This window comes from Streptomyces sp. DH37 (assembly GCF_029813835.1).
Lineage (GTDB): Bacteria > Actinomycetota > Actinomycetes > Streptomycetales > Streptomycetaceae > Streptomyces.
In genome coordinates this window covers 32474-51998 of record NZ_JARVKV010000012.1, presented here as the reverse complement: position 1 = coordinate 51998, position 19525 = coordinate 32474, and the positions used below count along the sequence as shown (strand labels likewise).

The following is a 19525-nucleotide window of genomic DNA, read 5'->3' as shown; positions in this document are numbered from 1 at the left end:
AGGATGCGACCGCGGGCGGACGACCCGGACGCCCGCGGTCCCTAGGGTCGTCACCGTGACCGACACGACGAAGACCGCCGCGCCGGGCCTCCAGCAGCGCACCGAGCTGCGGATCGCCCGCGACGCCCTGCGCGGCCTGCGCGACGACCTGCTGACCGATGCCTTCCGGTTCCGCCCGCTGCCTCCCCTGCCGGAGGACCACCCCCGGCTGGCGAGGCTGCCCGAGGCCGTGCGAGGCCCCCTCCGGTGGCTGCCGCACGCGGTCCTCGTCGGTCTGACGCTCCTGCTGATGTCCGTCGAGGTGTCCACCATCCGCTACGACGGGGGGAGCGTCCTCGTACGGGCGCTGTTCCTCGGTCTGCCCCTGGTCATGGCGCTCTTCCGGCCGATCGGCGCCTTCTGGATGTCGATCGCGGGCTTCCTCCTGTCGGCCGTGTTCGTCGACTTCTCCTGGAACCCCTGGCCCTGGACGCCGGCGTCGTTCGTCGCGCACATCGTGCTGATGCTGGTCGTCGCCGCCCGCACCCGGCCCTGGACGGCTGCCCGCATGTGGCTGGTGACCGCCGTGGCCGGCATCGGCGTCACCCTGCTGAACCCCTCCGGAGGCGGGCCGAACGCCTTCGTCATGGCGGTGATCTCCGGGGCCGCCCTCGCCGTGCTGCTCTGCGTGCGCGGCTGGCGCGAGACGCGGCGGCAGGTCGTCGAGCAGGTGGCGGTGGTGGAGGAGGAGCGCTCCCGGCGCACCCTGCTGGAGGAGCGCACCACCATCGCCCGCGAACTGCACGACGTGGTCGCCCATCACATGTCGGTGGTCGCCATCCAGGCCGAGGCGGCCCCCTACCGGGTGGAGGACCCTCCCGAGGAGCTGGTGGCGGCCCTGGCCACCATCCGGGAGAACGCGGTGACGGCCCTGACCGAACTGCGCCGCGTCCTGGGCGTCGTCCGCGCCGACCTGCCCGGCGACCTGGACGACTGGGGCCCGGAGGCCCCGCAGCCCACCCTCGCCGACCTCGACGACCTGCTGGCCAACGTGCGCCGCGCCGGACTGGAGGTGGAGTCGGTGACCACCGGGAGCGTACGGCCGCTGCCGCAGGGCGTGGAGCTGTCCGCGTACCGCATCGTGCAGGAGGCGCTGAGCAACGCCCTGCGGTACGCGCCCGGGGCGAGCGCCCGTGTGGAGCTGGGCCACGTCCCGGTCGGGCTCGGCCTGCGGATCGTCAACGGCCCGCCGAAGGGCCCGGTGAAGGCGGGCCAGGGCGCCGGGCACGGGGTGCTGGGGATGCGGGAGCGCGCGGCGATGCTCGGCGGGGAGCTGACGGCGGAGGAGACCGGGGAGGGCGGCTTCGTGGTGGAGGCGTTCCTGCCGGTGGAGCCGGTCGCGCGGGACGCGGCGCAGGACGCGCCGTGATCCGGGTCGTGATCACCGACGACCAGATGATGGTCCGCGAGGGCTTCTCCGTCCTGCTGAACGCCCAGCCGGGGATGGAGGTCGTCGGCGAGGCGGTGAACGGGCGCGAGGCCGTGGAGAAGGTGGCCGGACTGGCCCCGGACGTGGTCCTGATGGACATCCGGATGCCCGTGCTCAACGGTCTGGAGGCCACCCGCGAGATCTGCGCGTCCGGCTCGGCCGCCAAGGTGCTGATCCTGACCACCTACGACCTGGACGAGTACGTCTACCAGGCGCTGCGCGCCGGGGCGAGCGGCTTCCTGCTCAAGGACGCCTCCGCCCGCCAACTGGCCGACGGGGTGCGGACGGTGGCGGCCGGCGAGGCGCTGCTCGCGCCGACGGTCACCCGGCGGCTGATCGCGGAGTTCTCCCGGCTCGCCTCGGCCGCCGGCCCCCGCGCCCCGCTCAGGGAGCGCGTCGCGGATCTGACCGAGCGTGAGACGCAGGTCCTCGCGCTCGTCGCCCAGGGCCTGTCCAACGGCGAGATCGCCGGACGGCTCGTCGTCGCCGAGTCCACCGTGAAGACCCACGTCAGCCGCGTGCTGGTCAAGTTGGGGCTGCGCGACCGCACCCAGGCGGCCGTCTTCGCGTACGAGTCGGGGCTCGTCACGCCCGGCGGCTGAGGCCGGGCGGGGTGGTGGGAAAAGCCGGGCGGGGGGCGGGAGGAATCGGGTGAGGTGGTGGGAAAGGGAGAGGGGAACCGGTCACGGATCGGTTGCCGTCGTCACCACCGTGCGTCCGCACCTCTATTCTCAACGCACGAGGTGAACGGGGAGGAGCCGCGCGCGATGGAGCCACTGGGGGACGGGGACCCGCGCTGGGTGGGCGCGTACAGACTGCTGGGCAGACTGGGCGCCGGGGGGATGGGCCGGGTCTACCTGGCCCGCTCCGAGCGGGGCCGCACGGTCGCGGTGAAGGTCGTCCAGGAGGAGCTGGCCCGCCAGCCGTCCTTCCGGGAGCGCTTCGCCAAGGAGGTCACCGCCGCACGGCGGGTCGGCGGGGAGTGGACGGCTCCGGTGCTGGACGCCGACACCGGCGCCGCGACCCCCTGGGTGGCCACCGGCTACATCGCCGGGCCGTCCCTCCAGGCGGTGGTGGACGAGGACTACGGCCCGCTGCCCGAGCACTCGGTGTACGCGCTGGCCGCCGGACTGGTCGAGGCGCTGCGCGCCATCCACGGAGCCGGGCTGGTGCACCGCGATCTGAAGCCGTCGAACGTGCTGGTCACCATCGACGGGCCGAAGGTGATCGACTTCGGCATCGCCCGCGCCCTGGACTCGGTCACCGAGAGCGGGCTGACCCAGACCGGCGCGGTCATCGGCTCGCCCGGCTTCATGTCGCCCGAGCAGGTCCGCGGCGAGCGGGTCACCCCGGCCAGCGACATCTTCTGCCTCGGCTCGGTGCTCGCCTACGCCGCGACCGGGCGGATGCCGTTCGGCACGGCCGACAGCGGTTTCCACGCGCTGCTGTTCCGCATCGCCGAGGAGGCGCCCGACCTGAGCGGGCTGTCCGGGCCGCTGCGCGGACTGGTGGAGGACTGCCTGGCCAAGGCCGCCGCCGAGCGGCCCACGCTCGACGACCTCGCCGCCCGCGTCGGGGCGCACGCGCCGGCGGGCGGCACCTGGCTGCCCGGCGAGGTGCTGGCCCAGCTCGGCCGCCACGCCGTGCAGCTCCTCGACAGCGAGGACCCGGACGCGGTGGCGGGCGCCCTCGCCCGGCCCTCGCTCGCGACGGGCCCCGGAGCGGGACCGGCCACGCCGCCGCCCCTGCCGCACACCGCCCCGAACACGCCCCACGGGAGCCCCGTGGGGGCCGTTCCGGGGTACGCGCCGACCGTCCCGCCCCAGCCCTCGTACCCGTCGGGGCCGGTCACCGGGCCGTACGCGCCGCAGACGCACCAGCAGGCCCCCCGGCCGTGGCACTCCACGCCCCCGCCCCCGGCCACCGCCCCCTATCCGGCGGTGAACGGCGTCGCGCGCCCCGGAGCCGCGCGGTCGGCGCGCACGCTGTCCCTCGCGCTGTGCGCCGGACTGAGCGCGCTGCTGCTGTGCACGCTGGTGCAGCTCGTGCTCGACTTCCGCCTCTACGACGAACTGGACGGGCTGCCGGACGGCACCCTGGTCCACGCGGACTTCGCCTACGACTCGCTGCGGACGACCACCGATGTGATGGCGGTCCTCAACCTGCTGTTCTCGCTGCCGGTGGTCGTGCTGTGGCTGGTGTGGTTCTGGCGGGTCCGGATGAACGCCGAGGCGTTCGCGCCCGGACAGATCCGGTACGCCCCGGGGTGGGCGATCGGCGCCTGGTTCGTGCCGGTGGCCTGGTTCTTCATGCCCAAGCAGATCATGAACGACATCTGCGACCACAGCGATCCCACCTCGACCCGGACCACCTGGTACGGCCCCCGCCAGAGCAGCAACCGCGGGCTGCTCAACGGCTGGTGGACGATGTGGCTGATCGGCATGGTCGGCGGTTTCCTCAACTTCGAGTACTGGTACGACGCCGGCACCGTCGAGGAGGCGGGGGGCACCGCGGCCCTCTCGGTCTTCCTCGACCTCCTGGCCGTCCCGTCGGCCGTGCTGGCGATCCTGGTCGTCCTGCGGCTGACCTCGCTCCAGGAGGACCGGGTCAAGGCCGGTCGCTGACCCGGCGGCGGCGGAGCCCGCCTCCTCCGCGGCGGCGCAGGAACACCGCGCCGACCGCCAGGCCGGCCAGGCCCGCCAGGGCGGCGGCGCCGCCGGCGGTCGGCGCGGCGGAGGACGGGCCGTCGCCGGGTCCCGCGGTGACGCCGGTGTGGACGAAGGACGCGGAGAGCAGCTCCCCGGTGCCGCAGACGGCGACCACGGGATAGCTGCCGCCGACGGCCAGCCCCGGCCGCAGGGCGGCGGTGGCGCGCCTCTCCGGCGAGGGGCGGTCGCCGCCGGCGCGCTCGAGCGCCACGGTCCGTTCGAAGGCGGGCGAGGAGACGACGCCGCCCGCGCCGCTGGCCTCGCACACGGCGCGTACGCCCACGGCGGCGCCCCCGCCGTCCCCGCCGTCCGCGGGGGTGAGGGTGAGTTCGCGGCCGGGGTCCCGCCCGGTGCCGTGGCCGCCCTCCGAGGCGGAGGCGGGGGCGGGGGTGGGGGCGGCCAGCGCCAGGGCGGCGGCCGTACCGGCGGCCAGGCGGCGGGCGCGGCGGGAGCGGCCGTGCCGGGGATGCGGAGACTGCATGGGAGGCGACCTCCTCGACGTTCGCGTGTACGCCGCCCCCATGCGAGCAGCGTCCCCGCCGCCCCGCATCCCCGAGTGCTGCGGCCGGACGACACGGCTGCCCCGTACGGCGGAACGGACCCGGGGGGCGCACCCGCGCCGCCCACCCGTCCCGTCCCGTCCGTCAGGCCCGCGCCCGCCCGTCCCGTCCCGGCTTGCCCGCCCGTCCCGTCCCGCTCAGCCGATGTCGCGGCGGCGGAACGCGGCGAGTCCGGCCGCCGTCAGCCCCGCCGCGGCCAGCAGCAGCCACAGGTACGGCGCCGCGGCCGGATCGCCGCCCGGCAGCTTGGGCAGGTGCGTGAACGGCGTGAGGTTCATCACCTGCTGCGGCAGGTCGAGCGCCGGGCCGATCCAGCCGATGACGAGCGCGCCGCCGACCAGCCCCCACGCCGCGGCGCTCGCCCCGGGCACGGCGCCCAGGAGCAGCACCGCCACCGCGGCGAGCGTCCACACCGCGGGCGCCTGCGCGAGGGCCGCGCCGGTCACCCGCCACACGGCGCCCGGCTCGCCGGCGGCCAGGCCGTAGCCCACCCCCATGGCGAGGCCGCAGGCGGCGAGCAGGACGGCCGACCCGGCGAAGGCGAAGAGCAGGTGGCCGGCCGCCCAGCGCAGCCGGGGCACCGCGCCGGCCAGGATCGGCTCGGCGCGCTCGGAGGTCTCCTCGCCGCGCATCCGCAGCACCGCGCTCGCCGCGTAGACCGCCGTGATCATGCCGAACAGCCCGGCCATGGCGGCGAGGAAGGCGTCGGTGATGCCCGCCGTGCCGCCCATCCGCTCGATCACCTCGCGGCTCTGCTCGTTGTCGCCGAGCAGGTCGCCCGCGCCCTCGGCCATCGCGCCGAAGACCAGGCCCGCCAGGGCCAGCCCGGTGCCCCAGCCCAGCAGCGAGCCGCGCTGGAGCCGCCAGGCCAGCCCGTAGGGGCCGTTGATCCGGCCGGTCGCCGGGCCGGGCCGGGTGGCCAGGAAGCTGGCGCCGATGTCGCGCCGCCCGGCCAGCTCGTACGCGGCGGCCGTCACCGCCGCCGCCAGGCCCAGCGTCAGCAGCAGGACCCACGGCCGCTCGTCGGCGAACGGCCGTACGTTGCGCGCCCAGCCCAGCGGGGAGAGCCAGGCCAGGACGGAGGAGCCGTCGGCCGTGCCGGAGTCCCCGGCGGCGCGCAGGACGAAGGCCGCGCCGAGCGCGGCGCCGGTCAGCCCCTTGGCGAGCCGGGCGCTCTCGGTGAGCTGCGCGGTCAGGGCGGCGACTGCGGCGAAGACCAGGCCGGTGCCGCCCAGGGCGAGCCCGGCGGCCAGCGAGCCGCCGGCGGGCAGCCCGACGCCCATGAGGCCGAGGGCGACGAGGGCGGCGACGGCCGCGTCGGCGATGCCCGCGGCCAGCAGCGCGGAGGTGAGCGGGGCGCGGCGGCCGACCATCGCGGCGGAGAGCAGCTCCTGGCGGCCGGTCTCCTCCTCCTCGCGGGTGTGCCGCACCACGATGACCATGCTCATGATGGCGGCCAGCACGCTGCCGAGGGTGAGCATCTCCCAGACGGCCAGGCCGCCGAGAGAACTGCTGAAGGCCGGGCCGTACACCGCGCGCATCGAGCCGTTGGCGTTCATCGACGCGACCAGCTCGGCGCGTTCGGCGGCGGTGGGGTAGAACTGCTCGACGGCGACGGCGTTCTGCACGGCGAGCGCGGTCAGCAGCAGCACCCACACCGGGATCAGCACGCGGTCGCGGCGCAGCGCGAGCCGCAGCAGCGTGCCGGTGCCCGCCAGGTCGCGGCGGGAGCCCCCGCGGCGGGCGGCGGCCGTCGGCTGGGCCACGGCGGTCATGACGCCACGACCTTTCCGCCCTCACCGGAGCCGTCCCCGGAGGCGCCCCCGGAGCCGTCCCCGGAGAAAGCCGGTGAGGCGTCCGCGGAGACGGCCGCCGCGGGGCCGGTCCCGTCCTGGTAGTGCCGCAGGAACAGCTCCTCCAGGGTGGGCGGGGTGCAGGTCAGGCTCCTCACCCCGGACTCGGCGAGCCGCCGCAGCACGCCGTCCAGCCTGTCGGTGTCCACCTGGAGCCGCACGCGGCGGCCCCGGACGGACAGGTCGTGGACGCCGGGCAGGCCGGAGAGCCCGTTCGGCTCGCTCGCCAGCTCGGCGCTGACGGAGGTGCGGGTCAGGTGCCGCAGGTCGGCGAGCGAGCCGCTCTCGACGGTGACGCCCCGGCGGATGATGCTGACCCGGTCGCACAGCGCCTCGACCTCGCTGAGGATGTGGCTGGACAGCAGCACCGTCCGGCCCCGGTCGCGCTCCTCGGCGACGCAGTCCCGGAAGACGCCCTCCATCAGCGGGTCGAGTCCGGAGGTCGGCTCGTCCAGGATCAGCAGCTCCACGTCGGAGGCGAAGGCGGCGACCAGGGCGACCTTCTGCCGGTTGCCCTTGGAGTACGTCCGCCCCTTCTTGGTCGGGTCGAGCTCGAAGCGCTCCAGCAGCTCGTCGCGGCGCCGTGCGTCGAGCCCGCCGCGCAGCCGCCCGTAGAGGTCGATGACCTCGCCGCCGGAGAGGTTGCGCCACAGGGTCACGTCGCCGGGCACGTAGGCGACGCGCCGGTGGAGCTCGACGGCGTCCCGCCAGGGGTCGCCGTCCAGCAGCCGGGCGGTGCCGGCGTCGGCGCGCAGCAGTCCCAGCAGGACGCGGATGGTGGTGGACTTCCCCGATCCGTTGGGCCCCAGGAAGCCGTGGACCTCGCCGGTCTCGACGCGCAGGTCGAGTCCGTCGAGCGCGTGGGTGCGGCCGAAGGTCTTCACGAGACCGGAGACCGAGATGGCGGTGGTTGCCTTGGTCATGATGATGAAGTTACGCTAATTTCAGAAATTTGTGAAGGCTCGGAATGCCGAGATGGTCCAAGCCCTCACGACCTGGAAGGATGGGGATCGTGGTGGTGAACGGACACTCGAACGAGTCGAACGAACCGGCCGACGGGCCACGGGCCCGGCCCTACGGCCCCGAGGTCGCCGAGTTCGTCGAGCGCTTCGCCGCGGAGCTGACCGAGGCGGGCATGCAGCGCATGGCCTCGCGGGTCTTCGCCTGCCTGCTGGCGGAGGACTCCGGCGTGCTCAGCTCCGCCGAGCTCTCCGAGCGCCTGCGGATCAGCCCGGCCGCCGTCTCCGGCGCCATCCGCTACCTCTCCCAGGTGCACCTGGTCACCCGCGAGCGCGAGCCGGGCTCGCGCCGGGAGCGCTACCGGGTGCACGCGGACGCCTGGTACGAGGCGATGACCGACCGCGACGCGCTGCTCGGACGCTGGAGCACCACCTTCGACCGGGGCATCGAGGCCGTCGGCCCCGACACCCCGGCGGGGCGCCGCATAGCCGAGACGGCGGAGTTCTTCGACTTCATGCGGCGGGAGCTGGCCATGATGATGGACCGCTGGCGGGCCCACCGCGAGATGGCCGCACACGGCGGGGCGGTCGCGTCCTCCACGCCTTCCTCACCCTCCGCGTCCTCCCCGGTCTCCCCGGCCTCCGCGTCTCACCACCCGTCCCGCCCGTCCTCCTCCTGACGCCCCGCCGGGCGGGGTCAGGCGGGGGAGGGCCGCTGGGGCGGAACGGCTGGCGAGGCGGCCGGCGGCACGGCCGGCGGTACGGTCAGGCGCAGCGCCGAGGGGTGCGCCGTCCAGGTGCGGGTGAGGACCGGGCCGGAGACCACCGCGTCGGCGCGGTAGCGGAAGTGCGGCCCGGAGACGGTGACCGTGCGCGCCCGCGCCCGCACCGGACCGTCCTCCGACCGCCGCCGCACCACCACGTCCACCAGGCCGCCGTTCGGTGTGAGCGAGACCCGCTCCACCAGGTGGTCGAGGTCGGTCAGCAGCACCCCGTCGGCCTCCACGCGCAGCCGCGCCGCCTCGGGGCCGGGCGAGGAGCGGGCCAGGGTGCGGACCAGGGAGCGGCAGCGGCCCAGCGCCCCGCGGGCCGGGCCGTCCCCGGCGCCGCGTCCGCCCGGGCCGTCCCGCTCACCGCGGAGCGGCGGAATGCGCAGGTCTCCCAGCACCACTCCGCCGCTGTCGTCTATCAGCAGGTCGAAGCGTCTCTCCGCGCCCTCCAGCACGGCCCGCGCCGCCCGCACCGCGTCCAGCGGCACCCCCAGCGTCCCGGCCAGCGACACCGATCCCGGCCGCCCCACCGGGACCACCGCCAGCGCGCACCGCGCCAGCTCGCGCTCCAGGTGCAGCAGCCGTACCGCCCGCAGCAGCGCCCGGTCGTCGCCGATCACCACCGGGCGGCGGCGGCCCCGGCGGGCCAGGGCCCGCGCCGCCTCCTCCGGGCCGTCGGGCAGGCACACCTTCACCCCGGGCGAACCCGCGGTCAGCACGTCCCTGGCGATCCGTACGGACTCCCCGTCCGTACGGCGGGCGTGGGGGTCGACGAGCACGAGGAGTGGATGCGGAACCGGCACCTCGGTCCTTCCTGTGGTGGCCTGTGGTCGCCGATGGGGGACGGCTGGTCCGGGCTGCTGCGGGCGGGGTTCGGCGGTGGTCGGCGCGGACGGCGGGAACGGCGGCGATGCGGCGGGGGACCGCCGCGTTCGCCTCCCGTCGGAGGAGTCCGGTAATCTCTCGGTGCAAGAGCCCCTGTCGCTGTTGCGGTCAGGGGCTTCGTCGATTCGGGGCACCGGTCCGACGGTTCTTGTCAGCGCGGCCGACACGCCGCCGACACGCACGTTGGACATGCCCCGACCGGAAGGGGTGTACGCCTGTGCCCGCACTCGTGCTGCTCGGCGCTCAGTGGGGTGATGAAGGCAAGGGAAAGGCCACCGATCTGCTCGGTGGCTCGGTGGACTACGTGGTGCGCTACCAGGGCGGCAACAACGCCGGCCACACGGTCGTCGTCGGCGACCAGAAGTACGCGCTGCACCTCCTCCCCTCCGGCATCCTCTCCCCGGGCTGTGTCCCGGTGATCGGTAACGGCGTCGTGGTGGACCCGGCGGTCCTGCTCTCCGAGCTGAGCGGGCTCCAGGAGCGCGGCGTCGACACGTCCAAGCTGCTGATCAGCGGCAACGCCCACCTGATCACGCCGTACCACACCACCATGGACAAGGTGACCGAGCGCTTCCTGGGCAAGCGCAAGATCGGCACCACCGGCCGCGGCATCGGCCCGACCTACGCCGACAAGATCAACCGCGTGGGCATCCGCGTCCAGGACCTGTTCGACGAGTCGATCCTGACGCAGAAGGCCGAGGCGGCGCTCGACCAGAAGAACCAGATCCTCGCCAAGCTCTACAACCGCCGCGCCATCGCCGTGGAGCAGGTGGTCGAGGAGCTGCTCGGCTACGCGGACGCGCTGCGCGGCTACGTCTGCGACACCACCCTGCTGCTCAACGACGCGCTCGACGAGGGCAAGGTCGTCCTCTTCGAGGGCGGCCAGGGCACGCTGCTGGACGTGGACCACGGCACGTACCCCTTCGTGACCTCCTCCAACCCGACCGCCGGCGGCGCCTGCACCGGCGCGGGGGTGGGCCCGACCAGGATCAACCGGGTCATCGGCATCCTCAAGGCGTACACCACGCGCGTGGGCGCCGGGCCGTTCCCCACCGAGCTGTTCGACGAGGACGGCGACAAGCTGCGCACCATCGGCGGCGAGCGCGGCGTCACCACCGGCCGCGACCGGCGCTGCGGCTGGTTCGACGCGGTGATCGCCCGGTACGCCACCCGCGTCAACGGGCTCACCGACTTCTTCCTCACCAAGCTCGACGTGCTCACCGGCTGGGAGCGCATCCCGGTCTGCACGGCGTACGAGATCGACGGCCGCAGGGTGGAGGAGCTGCCCTACAGCCAGACCGACTTCCACCACGCCAAGCCGGTCTACGAGATGCTGCCGGGCTGGTCCGAGGACATTTCGGGGGCCAAGGAGTTCTCCGACCTGCCGAAGAACGCGCAGGCCTACGTGAAGGCGCTGGAGGAGATGTCCGGCGCGCCGATCTCGGCCATCGGCGTCGGCCCGGGCCGCGACGAGACGATCCAGATCAACTCGTTCCTCTGAGCCGCGCCCGGCCGCACGCGATCGCACGCGGCCGACGCACCGGGGGGCCGCGCCGTCGTGTACGGAGCGGCCCCCCGGCGCACGCGCTCACACCCCCGGAGCGCCCGGCGTCCCCGGCGCCCCCAGGGTCTCCAGCGCCTTCGACAGCCGCTCCAGCGCGTCGCGCACCTCGGCGAAGCCCGCCTCGCCGCCCAGGGCCCCGCCCAGCCGCGCGGCGAACTCCGCGTGCCCCGGGGTGATCCGGTCCACCGCCGCGCGGCCCTCCTCGGTGGGGGTGAGCAGCTTGGCGCGGCGGTGCGCGGGGTTGGGCGCGTACGCCGCCAGGCCGCGCTCGACCAGCAGGTCGGCCACCCGCTGCACGCTCTGCCGGGTGACGCCCATGGTCCGGGCTATCCCGGCCACCGGCAGCGGCTCGCGCAGCACCGCGCCGAGCACCTGCCACCAGGCGGCGGTCAGCCCGGCGGGCCGGGCCAGCCGCTCGGCGACGGACAGGAACTGCCCGTTCAGCCGGAAGACGGCCAGCGCCGTGTCCGACAGCAGGCCGGGGGTGCTCACGCCGCCCCGCCCGCGCCCTCGTGGGCCGCCAGCACCTCGTACGCGCTCGCGTCCGAGTGCCGGAACAGCCGGAACCAGGCGTCCACCACCCGGGGCGGGTACGCCTCCAGCCTGGCGAGGATCTCGCGGGCGAACGCCACCGGCTCGGTGGGACCGGCGGTGATGAGGTCCCCGTCGGTGTACGCGTCGGCCTCGCGGTAGTGGTCGCCGCCCCGGTAGCCGGTGGCGGCCAGCACCTCGGCCGCGGCGCCGGTGTGGGGGCGGTCGTCGAGCAGCCCCTCCTTCGCCAGCCCGGTCACGGCCCCGCAGATGGCCGCGACCGGCACCCCCGCGCGGAGGAAGGAGCGGGCCGCGGTGGCGAAGGGCGGGACGACCTTCTCCCACGCGTCCGCCCCCGGCAGGATCAGCAGCGCGCTGTCGTCGGGCCGCAGGTCGGCGATCGACAGGTTGGGCACCACCTGCATGCCCCCCATGGTGATCACCGGTTCGCCGCTCTCCCCCACGTACGCCACGTGGTGGCCGGCGCCGGCCAGGGCGGTGGTCGCGTAGGGGATCTCCCAGTCGGCGAAGGTGTCGTAGACGGCGACGTGCACGGTCTTGCGTTCCATGGCTCCTCCTCGGAGCTGATCGCCCGGTCGGCTATGACAACATGCTGTCACTTGGACAGGATGCTGTCAAAGGGCGGGCGCTAGGCTGACCCCTGAGAAAAAGGGGCGCGGACGGGGAACGGCGTCGGCGCCCCGACGTTGCGAGCCGCGAGGAGGCGCCCGTGATCCAGCGCAGCACGCTGCGCGCGCAGATCGCGGACGCGCTGCGCGACGAGGTGCTCGCCGGGCGGCTCCCGGCGGGCCAGGGCTTCACGGTCAAGGAGATAGCCGAGCAGTACGGCGTCTCGGCCACCCCGGTGCGCGAGGCGCTCGTCGACCTGTCCGCGCAGGGCCTGCTCGACGTGGAGCAGCACCGCGGCTTCCGCGTCCACGTCTTCACGCCCGCCGACTACCGGGCCATGGTCGAGGCGCGCGCCCTGGTCGCCGAGGGCGTCTTCCGCAGACCCCCCGGCCTCTCCCCGTCGGCCCACGCCCCCGGCGGGGAGCGGCTGGCCTCCGTGCGCCGCCGCGCCGAGGCCGCCGAACGGGCCGCGCTCGCCGGGGACCTGGACGTGCTCATCGGCTACGACCTGCGCTTCTGGCGGGAGCTGGGCGATCTGGTGGGCAACCCCTACATAGCGGAGTTCCTGGACCGGCTGCGCGTGCAGTGCTGGGTCTTCGCCGTGCCGCACCTGCGCGAGCAGCCCGGTCTGCGGGGCTCGCTGTGGACGGACTACTGCGAGCTGGTCGCCGCGGTCGAGCGCGGCGACGACGCGGCGGCCGGACGCATCGTGGCGGCCTCCGACGAGCGCGCCCTCGCACTCGTGGAGAAGCTCGGGTGAACGACTACGCTGTTCCGGCCGAACTCCGTACCGCCTGCCGTATTGGAGCACCCGTTGGCCTGTGACCTCTGGCTGGTGCCGCTCGTCGACGTGCTGTGCCACAGCCCCGACAACCCCTTCGCCGAGGAGCTCGCGACCTACGACCGGGCCCTGAGCGCCGCCGGGCTGCCGCCGGTCCCCGTCCACGGGTACATGCCCGGACTGTCGGGCGACGTGGCGCCGGTCGCCGGCTTCGACTACGACGCGCTGCACTTCCTGCGCCGCGCCCACCTGCTCCAGCTCTGCGGCCTGGAGGTCACCCCGGTCGACGCGCTCGGCGGCGACTACGAGCAGCTGCTGGAGATGTTCGCCCCGACGGCGCAGCAGTCGCACCTGGTCTGGCACTACGACCACGCCGGCGCGTACGTCCCGGTGGACTTCGCCCACCCGCTCTCCGACGACGAACTCCTCGCGGGTGGCGGCCCGCTGGGCTCCAGCCACGGACTGCTGCGCGAGCTGGAGGCGGTGGCCCCGTACCTGGGCATCGACCCCGCCAACCCGCCCCCCGCCCCGGCGCCCCCGGCCCGGCCCACGGAGCTGGAGGAGCCCGCGGCCCCGGCCGTGTACGACGGCGGGCCCTTCGCGCGGGAGCGCCACGTCTGGCTGGGCCTGCACGCCGCGGCCACCCGGAGCCTGGCGCAGGGCTCCATGATCCTCTTCGGCTAGGGAACCGGAGCCGGAGCCGCCGTCAGCGCGGCCCCTCCGGGGGCCGCTGCCGCGGCATGCTCGGACGCACGCCCGGCGGCAGCGAGAAGCGGGCGGGCTGCGCCGCGGCGGCGGCCGCGGTGCGCGCGCTCCAGGCGGACGAGGTCAGCGACTGGGTGTGCAGCGGCGCCGGACCGGACCGGAACTCCACCATCCAGGCGGCGGTCTCGCCCCGCACCAGCTCGGTCACGTCCTCGGAGAACCGCCGCAGCACCCCCAGGCACCGCTCGGCGGCCTCGCTCGCCGTGCCCTCGGTGGGCCCGAGCACCTCCCGCACGCTCTCCGACGCCCAGTCGTACTGCAGCATCTCCAGCCGCCGCTGCACGGCCTGCGCCGTGGCGACGCTCCGCATCCAGCCCGAGGTCAGCCCGAACCAGCGGTCGCACCCGGCGCACACGGCGGCCAGCAGCAGCGCCGGGAACGCCCACAGGGCCGCGCCCCGGGCCCCGCCGGCCAGCTCCAGCAGGGGCAGCGCGCCCCCGGCGGCCAGTCCCGCGGCCGTCCCCGCCCGCAGGATCCTGGCCCACCGGCGCTTCCGCGCCCGGTCGGCCAGGTACCACTCCACGGTGCGCAGCGCCCCGGTCTCCACCCACCGGTACAGCTCGTCCAGCCGCTCGGCGGGCTCGCCCCAGTCCCCCAGCGGGAACGGCCGCCCGAGCAGGTCCCTGCGCTCGCTCCGGCCAGTGCCGCCGCCCGTTCCGGGGCGCATCTCCGGCTGACTCACCCGCCACTCCCAACAAAGCCCTCGCTCGGATCCACTCGCGGACGGACCTCCCGCGGACCGCTCGGTGCCCCTTCCTACCCCCAAAAGTGGGAGGCCTCTCGGCCTTCGCGGTATTTCCGCCCATACGTGGATCCCGATTGGGTATACAGGCCCCGCTTTCCTCACCTGATGGGGTGAGAACCGCGTTTCGGCTGCCGCCTCGTGCCCCTGACCACCCACGACGGCCCGCGGGCCCCCCGTCCGCTCCACCATCCGTCTCCCGCTCGTCCCACCGTCCACCTCCCGGGCGGACCCGCCGGGGCCGCGGGGAGGGCGGATAGGGTGCAGGGCGTGAAGGTCCTCGTCATCGGCGGCGGCGCCCGCGAACACGCCCTGTGCCGCTCCCTGTCCCTCGATCCCGACGTCACCTCGCTGCACTGCGCGCCCGGCAACGCCGGGATCGCCCAGGTGGCGACCCTGCACTCCGTCGACGCGCTCGACGGCCCGGCCGTCGCCGCACTGGCCGCGGAGCTGGGGGCCGACCTCGTCGTGGTCGGGCCGGAGGCCCCGCTCGTCGCCGGGGTGGCCGACGCCGTGCGCGAGCGCGGCATCGCCGTCTTCGGCCCGTCGGCCGAGGCCGCCCGGCTGGAGGGCTCCAAGGCGTTCGCCAAGGAGGTCATGGCCGCGGCCGGGGTGCCCACGGCGCGCTCCTACGTGTGCACCACCCCCGAGGAGGCCGACAGCGCGCTGGACGCCTTCGGCCCCCCGTACGTCGTCAAGGACGACGGGCTGGCGGCGGGCAAGGGCGTCGTCGTCACCCCCGACCTGGAGGCCGCCCGCGCGCACGCGCTCGCGTGCGACCGGGTGGTGATCGAGGAGTTCCTCGACGGCCCCGAGGTCTCCCTGTTCGCCGTGACCGACGGCGAGTGCGTCGTGCCGCTGCGGCCCGCCCAGGACTTCAAGCGCGCCCACGACGGCGACGAGGGCCCCAACACCGGCGGCATGGGCGCGTACTCGCCGCTGCCGTGGGCCGATCCCAAGCTGGCCGACGAGGTGCTCGCCACCGTCCTGCAGCCGACGGTGGACGAGATGCGCCGCCGCGGCACCCCCTTCTCCGGGCTGCTCTACGCGGGCCTCGCCATCACCTCGCGCGGCGTGCGCGTGGTCGAGTTCAACGCGCGCTTCGGCGACCCGGAGACCCAGGTCGTCCTGGCCCGGCTGAGGACCCCGCTGTCGGGCCTGCTGCACGCGGCGGCCACCGGGGGCCTGGCCGAGTTCCCGCCGCTGCGCTGGAGCGACGACGCGGCCGTCACCGTCGTCATCGCCTCCGAGGGCTACCCCGCCTCCCCCCGTACGGGGGATCCGATCGAGGGGCTGGACGAGGTGGCGGAGAAGGACGCCCCCACCGCGTACGTCCTCCACGCCGGCACCCGGCTGGACGAGGAGGGGCGGGTGGTCAGCGCGGGCGGCCGGGTCCTGTCCGTCACGGCCACCGGCGCCGACCTCGCCGAGGCCCGCGAGCACGCCTACCGCGCGGTGTCCCGCGTCCGGCTGGCCGGTTCGCACCACCGGAGCGACATCGCCGCCGGGGCCGCCGGGGAGGCGTGACCGGGCACCACCGGCGGGCGCCGTTCCGCACCCAGCTTTACCCAAAGCCATTCCATCGAGTGACCGCTTCCTCATCCGGCTGACGGTCCCGCGGGCGCCGACTAGGGTTCCCGCGGACGGCTCCGGCAAGTGGCCCACCGCACATTGCGGTGTCGGTTGCCGGTGCCACAGTGGGGAGTGACAGGCGCGGGGGGTCGGCAAGGGGGTGAGCGAACCCGTGGCAGTACCGGAGACGGGCACACGTTCGGCACGCGACCACGCGCTGGCCGTCCTGCGGGTGCGCGGCACCGCGCTGGGCGCCGCGCTGCTGCCCGCCGCCGCGGCCGCCGTCCTGCTCGCCGGAGGGGCCGCCGGCCACCTCCGCGGCGACGGCTGGGACGCACTGCGCTGGGCGGCCGTCGCCGTCGCCCTGCCGGTGCTCGCCGTGGCGGCTGGAGTGGCCGCCGTGATCGCCCGGGCGCGCCCGGCGGTCAGTCCCACCGTGCAGGTCGAGGAGCGGGCCGCCCCCGACCTGTACCGGCTGATACGCGACCTCGCCGACCGGCTGGACGTCCCCGCGCCCTCGGCCATAGCCCTGACGCCGGACTGCGACAGCTGGCTGGAGGACCGGGCGCACGCCACCCGCGGCCGGCGCCTCCCGCGCCTCGGCGGCGCGCGCGGGGCGGGCGCCCCCGTGCTCGTCATCGGCTCCCCCTTCATGTGGTGGATGCGGGTCGCCGAGCTGCGGGCGCTGCTCGCCCCGGTCGTCGCCGGGACCGGCCCGTCCGCGCACCCGGACATCGCCGCCGCGCGGCGCTTCGTGCGCGGTCTGGACGCCGCCGCCGCGGTCGCCGCCGCGGCCGGCGGACCGGCGCCGAGGCGGCTCGCGTACGCCTTCGTCGGCCGGGTCTCCCGGCTGCTGCTGCGCGCCGGGGCCTCCCACGCCGCCGAGATGGAGCGCATGGTCGCCGCCGCGGCCGCCGTACGGGCGCAGGCGGTCGACTACGGCCTGCGGGTCGTCGCCCAGGAGCAGGTGGGCCTGGCGTACGCCGGCTGGGACCGGCTGCTGACCCGGGTCGCGCTGCCGGCCTGGCGCACGGGGCGCTGGCCCGCGCGGCTGGACGCCGGCGTGGTCTCCGCCCTCACCGAGCTGTCCCGGCGCGACCGGCTGGCCGAGGGCTTCGCCACCCGGCTGGGCGAGCGTCCCGCCTGCGACCTGCTGGAGGAGCCCGGCGAGGTGGACCGCCAGGTCTCCCTGCTGGCCGCGCGCCTCTTCCACGGCGGCCCGGCCGAGCCCGGCCCCGACTGGGCCCCGGTGGACTGGCAGGAGTACCCGGAGGAGGTCGTGGACCGCATCTGGCGCTCCGAGGCCGCCCGCCTCTTCGCGGCGCTGCGGGCCGCCGAGAACCCGACGCTGGCCGAGCTGCTCGACCGGCTGGCCGGCCCGGCCGCCGGCCCCGGCGGCGGCACCGACGCGCTCGCCGCCCGGATCGGCGCCGACCTCGCCCGCGAGGACGCGGCCCGGCAGGAGGCCGCCCGCGAGGCCGGCGGGACACCCCTGCCCGTCCCCGGCGGGGACGGGGCGCTCCTCCCGCCCGGCGGAGGCTTCCCCCTCCAGCCGCCGCGCTCCGGCCGCGACCTGCTGGCCGAGCACATCACGGCCGCCGTGTGCTGCGCGGCCGTGGACACGGCCGGGGCGGCCCCCGGGCTCGACTGGCTGGACGGCCCCGCCCTGTTCGTCGACGGCGAGCGCCGCGCGGACCTGGCCCGCCCCGTCCTCGCCCTCGCCGAGGAGGCCGACCCCGGGCCGCTGCGCGACTGGCTGGCGGCCGTGGGGGTGCGGTCCGACAAGCCCATACGCCTGGTCTGAGCCGCGGGCCGCGACCGGCGCGGAGCCCCGCGACGGCGTCCCACCGCGTCTCACCGTGTCCCACCGTGTCCCACCGCTTTCCCGCACGTTCCGGCGCGTCACCGGCATCGGCACCGTCACAGGCCCGGCCCCGGCACGGCCCGCGCACCTCGCCCCCTCCCGGCCCGGCCCCGCGTTCGAAACGGTTCCGGCCTTTTCACGACAAGGGGTGACCGGGCGTTCGCTTTATGTGATGTGCTGGTGTCTGACAGCGCGGGAGCGGCGGACGCGGGAACGACGCGGGAACGACACGGGAACAGGGAGGGGAGAGCCAGGTGGGCACGGAGCAGATCCGGCGCTGGGAGTCGGGAGCTCTCGCGCACGCGGTCACCGATCCGTTCGGCCAGGGACCCCTGCCCTGGCTGCGGTGCAGCGAGCACTACTTCGACGACACCGGCCACGTCGTCCCCTGGTACCTCGACCACAGCAGCCTGGACGGCGACCGCGGCCCGTCCGGCGCCGGCGGCGGCCCGTGGGGGGTCGACGACGTGCGCTGCCAGATCAAGGGATTCACCTCGGAGAGCGCGGTCTCCCCCGGCCAGTCCATCGACTTCCGGATCACGGTCAACCCGCCCCAGCCCTTCGGCGTGGACGTCTACCGCATCGGCCACTACGGCGGCGAGGGCGCCACCAAGATCACCACCAGCCCGCGGCTGTCCGGCATCGTCCAGCCCGTGCCGCTCACCGCCGACCGCACCGTCTCCTGCCACCACTGGTGGCTGTCCTGGCGGCTCCAGATCCCGGACTACTGGAGCACCGGCGCCCACGTCGCCGTGCTGACCACCGCCGACGGCCACCGCTCCCACATCCCCTTCACCGTCCGCGACGAGCGCCCCGGCGACCTGCTGCTGGTCCTCCCCGACGTCACCTGGCAGGCGTACAACCTCTTCCCCGAGGACGGCCGCACCGGCGCCAGCCTCTACCACGCCTGGGACGAGGAGGGGCGGCTGCTGGGCGAGGAGGACGCGGCCGTCACCGTCTCCTTCGACCGGCCGTACGCGGGCGCGGGCCTGCCCCTGCACGTGGGCCACGCCTACGACTTCATCCGCTGGGCCGAGCGCTACGGCTACGACCTCGCCTACGCCGACACCCGCGATCTCCACGCGGGCCGCGTCGACCCCTCCCGCTACCGGGGGCTGGTCTTCGCCGGCCACGACGAGTACTGGTCGGTGCCGATGCGCCGGGCGGTGGAGAAGGCCCGCGACGGCGGCACCTCGCTGGTCTTCCTCTCCGCCAACACCATGTACTGGCAGGTGGAACTGGGCCCCTCGCCCTCAGGCGCCCCCGACCGGTTGCTGACCTGCCGCAAGCGGCGCGGTCCGGGCCGCTCGCTGCGCTGGCGCGACCAGGGCGAGGCCGAGCAGCAGGTGCTGGGCGTCCAGTACGCGGGCCAGGTCCCCCGGCCGCACCCGCTGGTCGTGCGGAACGCCGACCACTGGCTGTGGGAGGCCACCGGCGCGGCCGAGGGCGACGAACTGCCCGGCCTGGTGGCGGGCGAGGCCGACCGCTACTTCCCGCGCACCGCCCTGCCCCTGCACACCGACCGCGTCCTGCTCGCCCACTCGCCCTACGAGGACGCCTCCGGCGCCCGCCGCCACCAGGAGACCTCCCTGTACCGGACCCCGAGCGGCGCCCTGGTCTTCGCCTCCGGCACGTTCGCCTGGTCGCCGGCCCTGGACCGCCCCGGCCACACCGACCCGCGCGTCCAGCGCGCCACGGCCAACCTCCTGGACCGCATCTGCAAGCACCCCTAGCCGCCCCCGGCGGGCCCGGGCCGCCGCCCGGGCACGGCTCCGTCCGCGGGTCCGGCCCCACCCGTCCGCCCGACCCCGGCCGGTGGGGAGGGGAACCGTACGGGAGAATCGGAACTCCTGGACCAAGCCACAGGAGGAGC

At 75.5% G+C, this 19525-nt stretch carries 17 protein-coding genes; 10 read left to right on the top strand and 7 right to left on the bottom strand.

Annotation, left to right across the window (positions count from 1 at the left end; genetic code table 11):
• Positions 1–55 precede the first annotated feature (55 nt).
• From QC029_RS09345 to QC029_RS09335, 3 genes are all read left to right on the top strand, one after another.
• A complete protein-coding gene (locus tag QC029_RS09345) occupies positions 56–1408 on the top strand; it encodes a sensor histidine kinase (RefSeq protein ID WP_279555037.1) in 1353 nt (450 codons plus the stop codon).
• Positions 1405–2070, top strand: a complete 666-nt coding sequence (locus QC029_RS09340; RefSeq protein WP_279555036.1) for a response regulator transcription factor — start codon at positions 1405–1407, stop codon at positions 2068–2070. The genes QC029_RS09345 and QC029_RS09340 overlap by 4 nt, the downstream gene beginning before the upstream one ends.
• A gap of 165 nt (positions 2071–2235) precedes the next feature.
• Positions 2236–4092 carry a DUF4328 domain-containing protein gene (locus tag QC029_RS09335; RefSeq protein WP_279555035.1) on the top strand — a complete coding sequence of 619 codons (1857 nt, stop codon included), beginning with the start codon at positions 2236–2238 and terminating at the stop codon, positions 4090–4092.
• On the opposite strand, the gene QC029_RS09330 is transcribed toward QC029_RS09335, so the two are convergent.
• From QC029_RS09330 to QC029_RS09320, 3 genes are all read right to left on the bottom strand, one after another.
• Positions 4076–4657 (bottom strand): hypothetical protein, encoded by a 582-nt coding sequence (locus QC029_RS09330; protein ID WP_279555034.1) that lies wholly within the window; start codon positions 4655–4657, stop codon positions 4076–4078. The genes QC029_RS09335 and QC029_RS09330 overlap by 17 nt on opposite strands.
• A 216-nt stretch (positions 4658–4873) precedes the next feature.
• Positions 4874–6511, bottom strand: a complete 1638-nt coding sequence (locus QC029_RS09325; protein WP_279555033.1) for an ABC transporter permease — start codon at positions 6509–6511, stop codon at positions 4874–4876.
• Positions 6508–7512: an ABC transporter ATP-binding protein gene (locus QC029_RS09320; protein WP_279555032.1), complete on the bottom strand. Its 1005-nt coding sequence runs from the start codon at positions 7510–7512 to the stop codon at positions 6508–6510. The genes QC029_RS09325 and QC029_RS09320 overlap by 4 nt, the downstream gene beginning before the upstream one ends.
• Before the next feature lie 212 nt (positions 7513–7724).
• Between QC029_RS09320 and QC029_RS09315 the strand changes: the two genes are divergently transcribed.
• Positions 7725–8228 carry a GbsR/MarR family transcriptional regulator gene (locus QC029_RS09315; RefSeq protein ID WP_279555105.1) on the top strand — a complete coding sequence of 168 codons (504 nt, stop codon included), beginning with the start codon at positions 7725–7727 and terminating at the stop codon, positions 8226–8228.
• A gap of 17 nt (positions 8229–8245) precedes the next feature.
• Here the strand turns inward: QC029_RS09315 and QC029_RS09310 are convergent, their stop codons facing one another.
• Positions 8246–9097 (bottom strand): diacylglycerol kinase, encoded by an 852-nt coding sequence (locus QC029_RS09310; RefSeq protein ID WP_279555031.1) that lies wholly within the window; start codon positions 9095–9097, stop codon positions 8246–8248.
• A 323-nt stretch (positions 9098–9420) separates the two neighbouring features.
• Between QC029_RS09310 and QC029_RS09305 the strand changes: the two genes are divergently transcribed.
• Positions 9421–10704 carry an adenylosuccinate synthase gene (locus QC029_RS09305; RefSeq protein WP_279555030.1) on the top strand — a complete coding sequence of 428 codons (1284 nt, stop codon included), beginning with the start codon at positions 9421–9423 and terminating at the stop codon, positions 10702–10704.
• An 87-nt stretch (positions 10705–10791) separates the two neighbouring features.
• Here QC029_RS09305 and QC029_RS09300 read toward each other — a convergent pair whose 3' ends face one another.
• Positions 10792–11259 carry a MarR family winged helix-turn-helix transcriptional regulator gene (locus QC029_RS09300; RefSeq protein ID WP_279555029.1) on the bottom strand — a complete coding sequence of 156 codons (468 nt, stop codon included), beginning with the start codon at positions 11257–11259 and terminating at the stop codon, positions 10792–10794.
• Entirely contained in the window at positions 11256–11867 is a 612-nt protein-coding gene (locus QC029_RS09295; protein ID WP_279555028.1) for a DJ-1/PfpI family protein, read from the bottom strand. The genes QC029_RS09300 and QC029_RS09295 overlap by 4 nt, the downstream gene beginning before the upstream one ends.
• A gap of 161 nt (positions 11868–12028) precedes the next feature.
• Here QC029_RS09295 and QC029_RS09290 point away from each other — a divergent pair, with 161 nt between their 5' ends.
• Positions 12029–12688: a GntR family transcriptional regulator gene (locus QC029_RS09290; protein WP_279555027.1), complete on the top strand. Its 660-nt coding sequence runs from the start codon at positions 12029–12031 to the stop codon at positions 12686–12688.
• Between the two features lie 54 nt (positions 12689–12742).
• The gene (locus tag QC029_RS09285) at positions 12743–13393 is read left to right on the top strand and encodes a hypothetical protein (RefSeq protein WP_279555026.1); all 651 of its coding nucleotides are present in this window, start codon (positions 12743–12745) and stop codon (positions 13391–13393) included.
• Positions 13394–13415: 22 nt separating this feature from the next.
• Here the strand turns inward: QC029_RS09285 and QC029_RS09280 are convergent, their stop codons facing one another.
• The gene (locus QC029_RS09280) at positions 13416–14141 is read right to left on the bottom strand and encodes an SLATT domain-containing protein (protein WP_279555104.1); all 726 of its coding nucleotides are present in this window, start codon (positions 14139–14141) and stop codon (positions 13416–13418) included.
• A 345-nt stretch (positions 14142–14486) separates the two neighbouring features.
• Here QC029_RS09280 and purD point away from each other — a divergent pair, with 345 nt between their 5' ends.
• The 3 genes from purD to QC029_RS09265 all read left to right on the top strand — a co-directional run bounded on the left by purD (position 14487) and on the right by QC029_RS09265 (position 19385).
• Positions 14487–15743, top strand: a complete 1257-nt coding sequence (gene purD, locus QC029_RS09275; protein WP_279555025.1) for a phosphoribosylamine--glycine ligase — start codon at positions 14487–14489, stop codon at positions 15741–15743.
• A 217-nt stretch (positions 15744–15960) separates the two neighbouring features.
• Positions 15961–17592: a hypothetical protein gene (locus tag QC029_RS09270; protein ID WP_279555024.1), complete on the top strand. Its 1632-nt coding sequence runs from the start codon at positions 15961–15963 to the stop codon at positions 17590–17592.
• Positions 17593–17906: 314 nt separating this feature from the next.
• Positions 17907–19385, top strand: coding sequence for a N,N-dimethylformamidase beta subunit family domain-containing protein (locus QC029_RS09265; RefSeq protein WP_279555023.1), 1479 nt, complete (start codon positions 17907–17909; stop codon positions 19383–19385).
• The last annotated feature ends 140 nt before the right edge of the window (positions 19386–19525 follow it).